The sequence below is a fragment of the uncultured Subdoligranulum sp. genome, from assembly GCF_937890665.1.
Genome location: NZ_CALADU010000180.1, coordinates 1 through 7,286 on the forward strand (window position 1 = coordinate 1; position 7,286 = coordinate 7,286).

Annotated in this window: 7 protein-coding genes; all 7 read left to right on the forward strand. The window is 57.4% G+C overall.

Going from position 1 to position 7,286, the window contains the following annotated elements; all coding sequences use genetic code 11:
* Nucleotides 1–609 (forward strand): alpha/beta hydrolase (locus Q0526_RS10295; protein WP_298733199.1); only part of this gene is annotated, 609 nt, incomplete at its 5' end.
* 194 nt (nucleotides 610–803) lie between these two features.
* Nucleotides 804–2,837 carry an N-6 DNA methylase gene (locus tag Q0526_RS10300; protein ID WP_298733201.1) on the forward strand — a complete coding sequence of 678 codons (2,034 nt, stop codon included), beginning with the start codon at nucleotides 804–806 and terminating at the stop codon, nucleotides 2,835–2,837.
* Complete coding sequence (locus tag Q0526_RS10305) at nucleotides 2,830–3,981, forward strand: restriction endonuclease subunit S (protein ID WP_298733203.1); 1,152 nt, start codon at nucleotides 2,830–2,832, stop codon at nucleotides 3,979–3,981. The genes Q0526_RS10300 and Q0526_RS10305 overlap by 8 nt, the downstream gene beginning before the upstream one ends.
* A 153-nt stretch (nucleotides 3,982–4,134) precedes the next feature.
* Nucleotides 4,135–4,605, forward strand: a complete 471-nt coding sequence (locus Q0526_RS10310; protein ID WP_298733205.1) for a DUF2975 domain-containing protein — start codon at nucleotides 4,135–4,137, stop codon at nucleotides 4,603–4,605.
* Nucleotides 4,606–4,618: 13 nt separating this feature from the next.
* Complete coding sequence (locus Q0526_RS10315; protein WP_298733207.1) at nucleotides 4,619–4,870, forward strand: helix-turn-helix transcriptional regulator; 252 nt, start codon at nucleotides 4,619–4,621, stop codon at nucleotides 4,868–4,870.
* Nucleotides 4,863–6,410, forward strand: coding sequence for a DUF4153 domain-containing protein (locus Q0526_RS10320; RefSeq protein ID WP_298733209.1), 1,548 nt, complete (start codon nucleotides 4,863–4,865; stop codon nucleotides 6,408–6,410). Before Q0526_RS10315 ends, Q0526_RS10320 begins: the two co-directional genes overlap by 8 nt.
* Before the next feature lie 49 nt (nucleotides 6,411–6,459).
* Nucleotides 6,460–7,200, forward strand: a complete 741-nt coding sequence (locus Q0526_RS10325) for a tRNA threonylcarbamoyladenosine dehydratase (protein ID WP_298733211.1) — start codon at nucleotides 6,460–6,462, stop codon at nucleotides 7,198–7,200.
* Nucleotides 7,201–7,286 lie beyond the last annotated feature (86 nt).

Consider the following 7,286-nt stretch of genomic DNA (forward strand, 5'->3'; position numbering starts at 1 on the left):
TATGTTTCCACCGAGAAAAGCGCCGACGAACTGCTGGCCTACATCGACGGGCAGTGCGGGGGCCACTTGTTCGCGCTGTGCGGCGTGTCGCTGGGCGGGCAGATCGTCATGGAACTGTTGAGCCGCCGGGCGGATGTGGCGAAAAAAGCCATCATCGACGGCAGCCTGTGCTATCCCCAACCGGCCATGGCCCGGTTCTGCATGGCGACCGTGGCGCTTTGCGGCCCGCTGATGTTCAGCGAAAAAGCCTGTCGCAGCCAGTTGGCGATGATGCCCAAGATGCTGCCCGCCAAGATGCAGTACCCGGAGGAGATCCGCGCCTACTACCTGCAGGATATGCCGCGCACGCCGCGCAAGACCCTGTACACTATGTACCGCACCTACATGATGGAGTACAGGCTGAAAGAGGGCATCCGCAGCAACCGGGCCGAGGTGATGTACTGGTACGGCGAGAAGGAGATGCGCTGCGTGAAAAAATCCGCCCGCATGTTCCAGGCGATGCACCCCGCCTGCCGTATTTACGAGGCCAAGGGCTACAACCACGGGTATCTGTCGGTATATCTGCCCGACGAATGGCTGGCGCTGGCCGTGCCGTTCTTTGAATCCTGACATAATGGATGTGACGCGCTGCCGGGCAGGGCTGCGGCCTGATGCGCGAGTGCTCTTCACGGAAAAGTGATGTCAGGAGGAACCTCAGGTTACTCCTGAGAGAACCCCGGATCGATGTCTGCGCGGAGTTGGGGAAATTTTGATGCGAATGCGTGCATCGTGAAACATGAAAAGGTAAGGAGGAAAACGAATCAATGGCAAGTATTGAGGAAAAGGTCGAGGAATACTTTAAGGCGGTTTTGGATGACCTTGGCATACGGCATTTCGGAAAGACGGAAGAGATTAACAGCTCTATCACCAGGGCGCTTAAAAGGGCAGACTCGAAGTCCGGCGGCTCAGGAGCAAACTACCCGGACATCCAGCTTCTATTGCAGAATACGACTCGTCGGGACATTCCTGTAATGATTGAAGCAAAAGGCGCAAAGGGAAAGCTGGAAAAGCTGACGCCTGGCGGCGATATCGAGCTGGTGAGCGGGGGCAAGAACCCAAACCGTGCCGCACAGCAATTCGCCGTAAACGGCGCTCTGCACTACGGACTGGCAATTCTGGACAAAGGTACGTACAGCGAGGTCATTGTCGTCGGCATCAACGGAACGATGCTTGAAGAGGGGCGCGTCAAGGACCCGGAGGCCAAGGCGTATTACGTGTCGAAGAAGAACGGCAAAGTTCCGAAGGAAATCGTAGGCTTCGAGTTCGTGCAGATGAAACAATCAAACATAGATACGTTCTTTGCCGTGCTTGACAAGCTCTCCTTGACGGCTGCTGAAAGGGAAAAGCTCAAGCGCGATAAAGAGGAACGGTTGGAGCAGAGCATCAAGGGGATTCATCAGAGAATTTACGACGACGCAAGCATTAAGACCTTGCTGAGCACCAATGAGAAGCTGTACCTGTTCTGCGGTCTTATCATGGCAGGGCTTACAACGGAAGGGGTAAGACCGCTGGAAGTAGCTGATTTTTATAGCAATGACGACCGCGATGAGAACGACGGGAACATTATTCTGCGCAGAACAAGAGCATTCCTGCGTCGGAAAGACTGTTCGAATGACAAAGTAGACATGGTACTGAACTATCTGAGGCCCGTGTTTGAGAAGAGCGAGCTTTGGAAACCCGTGAATGGTGAAAGCGTCATCAAGTCCATTTACAAGCAGGTCAAAGAGGACATCTTGCCGCTTCTTGAAAGCAACATCCATCTGGATTTCACGGGCAAGATTCTGAACAGCCTGAACGACTGGGTGATTATCGAGAACGACAAGCTCAATGACGTGGTGTTAACGCCGCGCTTCGTCACTGCGCTGATGGCGCGAATCGCAAGGACGGATAAGGATTCGTTCGTGTGGGATACCTGTATGGGCTCGTCCGGGTTCCTGGTATCCGCCATGGAAATCATGATTGACGATGCCAAAAGGCACATCAACGACACGCAGGCGCTGGATAATAAGATTGAGCATATCAAGCACAATCAGTTGCTCGGTATCGAGATTCTGGGCAACATTTATATCCTTGCTGTCCTGAACATGATACTTATGGGGGATGGCTCCTCGCAGATTATCTGCGGGGACTCACACAAAGAAGGGCCGAAGTTCATCAAGAGTCACAGGAACACATTCCCTGCGAATGTGTTCCTGCTCAATCCTCCGTATTCGGCACCGGGCAAGGGACTTATCTTCGTGGACGAGGCACTGTCACGCATGCAGACGGGATACGGTGCTGTTCTGATTCAGGAGAATGCCGGAAGCGGGCAGGGGGATGTGTACGCGAAGCGGATTCTGAAGAAGAATACACTGGTTGCAAGTATTCACATGCCGGCAGACCTTTTCAACGGTAAATCGTCCGTGCAAACAGCTATCTATCTGTTCCAAGTCAACCGCCCGCATGAAATCGACGACGTTGTGACGTTCATCGACTTCTCAGAAGACGGCTACACTCGACAGAATCGCAAGAAGTCAACACAAAAGGTCAATTTGCGGAATACGGACCATGCACTTGAGCGTTATGATGAAGTGGCGGCAATTTGCCTTGGTAAGATGCCGAAGACAAATTACTACACGGAGACAAATGGCCTTGTCATTCGGGATACGATTTCGTTAAACGGTGATGACTGGGCATTCAACCAGCACAAGAAGGTCGATACCACGCCTACGGAAGAGGATTTTAAAAAGACGATTGCGGACTATCTCGCGTGGAAAATGAGTGCGATTTTGAAAGGCGAGATGGGTTTGGATGAATAAGGAGTTTATTTATTCGGATTTGTTTAAGGTACTGCCTCAATCTTTCAAGGTGTCCAAACTTGATTTTGTTTCTGATGGTAAAACGCCCGCTTATTCTTCGGATACGAGAAATAACGGTCGTGTTGGACTTGTGGATAGGGAGCCTCTGTTTCAAATCACGGAAGACACACCGGTTTATCTGATATTTGGTGATCATACGCGGACGATGAATATCGTGCATGAGGATTTTTGCGTTATGGACAATGTTAAAGTGCTTGTGCCTTTGATTGACATGTCTGATGAAGTGTTGTTATATATCACGATCTGTTGGAAGAAAGCGATTCCCAATCTCGGATATGCCCGGCACTGGTCTGTCGCAAAGACGGCTAAGTTTGAACTGCCAATAATCGAATCGGATGATCCCAACTACGTATACACCGTCGAAGACATTGATTTTGGGTGCATGCAGAAGCGCATTGCCGAGCTTGAGCAGGAGCGCATCGCCGAGCTTGATGCGTATCTTGTGGCCGCTGATCTTGATGACTATGAGCTGACCGATGAAGACAAGAAAATACTTTCCCTTTTTCCAAAATCCGCGTCCGACGAAGCAGGTGCTTCGGAAGCTGATTGCGGGGATGGGCAGGTAAGGTTTAAGAAGTTCACATTGGGGGCGTTGTTTACATCTTTTACGGGTGACGTGGATTTGCAGCAGAAAGATATCAATGGGAAAGGACAGTTTTTTATTAACAGTGGTGTGGAAAATTGCGGTATAAAAGGAAAGACCGATAAACCGGCAAAGGTGTTTCCCGCAAATACTATTACGGTAGATTTCTGGGGTAATGCGTATTACCGCGATTTTAATTATAAGTTGGCAACGCACAACCATGTTTTTTCACTTTCGGGTGACGTTATCAAAAACCGGCTCGTCGGATTATATATCGTTGGGATGCTTTCCAAATTGCCAGGGTTGTTTTCTTATGACAACATGGCAACATGGAACAAACTAAAGAGTCTTGAAATTAAGCTTCCTGTTACCTCTGCTGGTAACATCGACTTCGATTACATGGAGCGTTATATTCGAGCACTCGAAAAGCTTACGATTGCGGATGCTGTGAAATACAAAGATAAGGTGATTGTGACAACAAAGCGAGCCTTGGGCGTATGACGACATAGGCGATATTCTTGTTTGCTCTTTCACATGAATGTCTCGGGAATATTGCTTTTTGATAATAAAATATTGAAAAACGATAAAAAATACTTGCAAAACGATAAGGGCTGTGCTATACTGTTGCCAATTCAACAGGAGGGGGTTCCCGATATGAAGATTTGGCAATGGGATGACCAAAAGAGCATCACGCTGACGCGGTATGTGGTGGTGCTGGCGATCCTGGGCAGCGCGGCGGCAACGCTGGGCGGCCCGTGGCTGGTCCACTGGCTGGCGCAGACCCGCCCGTTCCACTACACCGGCCCCGGGGTGGAAGGCGCGCTGCTGGTGCTGGGGTATCTGTGCGCGGCGCTGGATTTCTGGATGCTGTACAACCTCTACCGCTTTTTGCGGCGGCTGGAAAAAGGGCAGGTCTTTGTGCCCCAGACCGTGCAGGCGCTGCGGCGCATCAGCTGGTGCTGCGTGGGGGCGGGGCTGGTCTGCCTGCCCGCGGGCATCGTGATCTATCTGCCCTTTGCGTTCCTGACGGCAGCGGCGTGGTTCATGGCCCTGATCGTGCGGGTGCTGAAGGACGCCTTCGCCCAGGCGGTACGCATGAAGAACGAACTGGACTATACGATCTGAAGGAGGTGCGCCCATGCCCATCGTGGTGAATCTGGATGTGATGATGGCGCGCCGCCACAAGGGTGCGGGGGAACTGGCCGAGGAGATCGGCATCACCCCGGCGAACCTTTCCATCCTCAAAAACAACAAGGCGCGGGCGGTACGGTTTTCCACGCTGGAAGCCCTGTGCAGGGCGCTGGACTGCCAGCCCGCCGACCTGCTGGCCTATGTGCCCGACGCCCCGGCGCAAACTGTCGGGACGGAACAGGAGGTGCCCCATGTCTGAACACAAGCAAACTGCGCCGCTGCGCCCGTACCTGGCGGGGGCGCTGGCCAGCTACCTGCTGGCGTACTTTTATATGCGGGAAGTCGTTTTGTACCACTGGTTCACCGGGTGGGGGATGCTGGTCTTTGCGGTATTGTTCATGCTGGGGGTGGAATGGATGGCCCGGACGCTGCGCCGTGCCGCCGCGCCCGAAACGCCGCTGTGGGCCGCCTGCTGGCTGGCGCTCTCGGTCGGGATAGGGGCCTTCGGCCTGCAGCCGGTGCTGGCGTTCTGGCAGATCCTGGCCTGGCATCTGTTCGCGGTCTGGTATGTACTGGCCCGCTGCGGCATGCTGGCCCAGGGCTATACGGGTAGCCTGTGCTTTCTCGACGCGCTGGCCGGGCTGGTGGTGCTGCCCTTCGGCAGCTTTTTCAACCGGGCGGCCACGCTGGCGGCCGGGGGACGCGCCCTGCTGCGCCGCCGGATGAAACTGCGCCGGGCCGCCACCGTGGCGCTGACGGCGCTGGTCACGCTGGCGCTCTGCGCCGTGGCATGGCAGTTGCTGGCTGCGGCGGACGCCCACTTTGCCGCGCTGGGCCACCGCCTGACCCGCTGGCTGACGGGCTGGGTGGACGGCGTGGGCGCGCTGGAACTGATCTTGACGGTCGTGCTCTCGCTGCCGGTGGGGGCGTGGCTGTTCGGTCTGGTGGCGGGCAGCCTGCGCCGCAGCGGCCCGGTGTTCCCGGCGGACCGCTTTTTTGCGGGGCTGGAACCCTTTCGCCGCCTGCCCGCGGTGACGGCCAACGTGGCCGTGGGCGCGCTGTGCGCCGTCTACACGCTGTTTTTTGCCTTGCAGGCGGCGGAATGGCTGGCGGCGTCCCCGCTGGGGCTGACCGCGCCGCAGGCGTCGGACTTCGCGGTGGACGGCTTCTGGGAACTGCTGCGCATCCTGCTTCTGGACTTTGCGGTGCTGGCGGCGGTGCGCTTCTTGGGCAAAAAGCCGCTGCCCCGCCCGCTGGCGGCGCTGTTCTGCGCATACGGTTTGGCCTTTGCGGCGCTGGCCGGGACCAAACTGGCGGTGTATATCCGGCTGTACGGCTACACGCCGCGCCGGGTGGCGGCGGGTTGGTTTCTCTGCGTGCTGGCCGTCTGGGCCGTGCTGCTTCTGGTGCGGGTGTTCCGGGTCATCCCGGCGGCCCGCATCGGGCTGGCGGTGCTGGCCGTCAGCTTCACGCTGCTGGCCTGCGTCAACGTCAAGCAGCATATCGTCCGGGCGAATATCGCCCGCTACGCCGCCGGGCAGGACGCGGAACTGGATATGCATGTGCTGTGGGAGTGCGGCTTCAAGCCGTGGGCAGAGGACCGGGACGAGTTCCTGGACTACACGGCGGATCTGGTCAACGCGGGCTGGTTCGAGGGGCGTACCCGGGATGAGATCGAGGACCTGTATGAGCCGGAAACGAAAAGCCCCGGCGTCATGGAAGCGGACGTTGACGGCCACACCCGGCTGCTGCTGACGTTTGATGAAACCGGGCGCTGCACCGGGGCCGACTTGACGTGAGCGCCCGGCGCAGGGTACAATAGCAGCAAAAGAAACGGAGGAAACGCCCATGACAGACCCATATACCCGTACCCGCGCCCTGCTGGGCACCCCGGCGCTGGAAGTGCTGCGCCGCTCCCACGTGGCGGTGTTCGGCATCGGCGGCGTGGGCGGCCAGGCGGTGGAGGTGCTGGCCCGCAGCGGGGTGGGGGAACTGAGCCTGTTCGACAGCGACACGGTCGCCCCTTCCAACCTGAACCGCCAGCTGGTGGCTTTGCGCTCCACGCTGGGGCAGTACAAGGTGGACGCCATGGCCGCCCGCATCGCGGACATCGACCCCGACACCGTCGTCCATGCCAACCGCCTGTTTTACAGCGCCGACACGGCGGACACCGTGGATATGGCGCAGTTCGACTATGTGCTGGACTGTGTGGACACGGTCTCGGCCAAAGTGCTGCTTATCGAGCGGTGTAAGGCCGCCGGTACGCCCATCCTGTGCAGCATGGGCGCGGCCAACAAGCTGGACCCCACGGCCTTCCGGGTAGCGGATATCGAAAAGACCAGCGTGGACCCGCTGGCCAAGGCGGTCCGCCTGCAGTGCCGCAAGCGGCGGCTGGGCAGGGTGAAGGTGGTCTTTTCCACCGAGCAGCCCCTGCCGCCCCTGGCGGCGGAACAGGGCGAGGACCCGGCCCCCGGCCGCCGCGCCGTGCCCGCCAGCAACGCCTTTGTGCCCGCGGCCTGCGGCCTTGTGTGCGGCGGCGAGGCCGTCAAGGACCTGCTGCGCCGGGCCGGTGTGTTCCGCAGCGTCTGAAAAAACCATGCGTTCCCGGTTGGGAACGCATTTTTTTGGCGCCGAATAGGCAAGATAAAAACCCCCAGTTCAACTGGGGGTCGGTA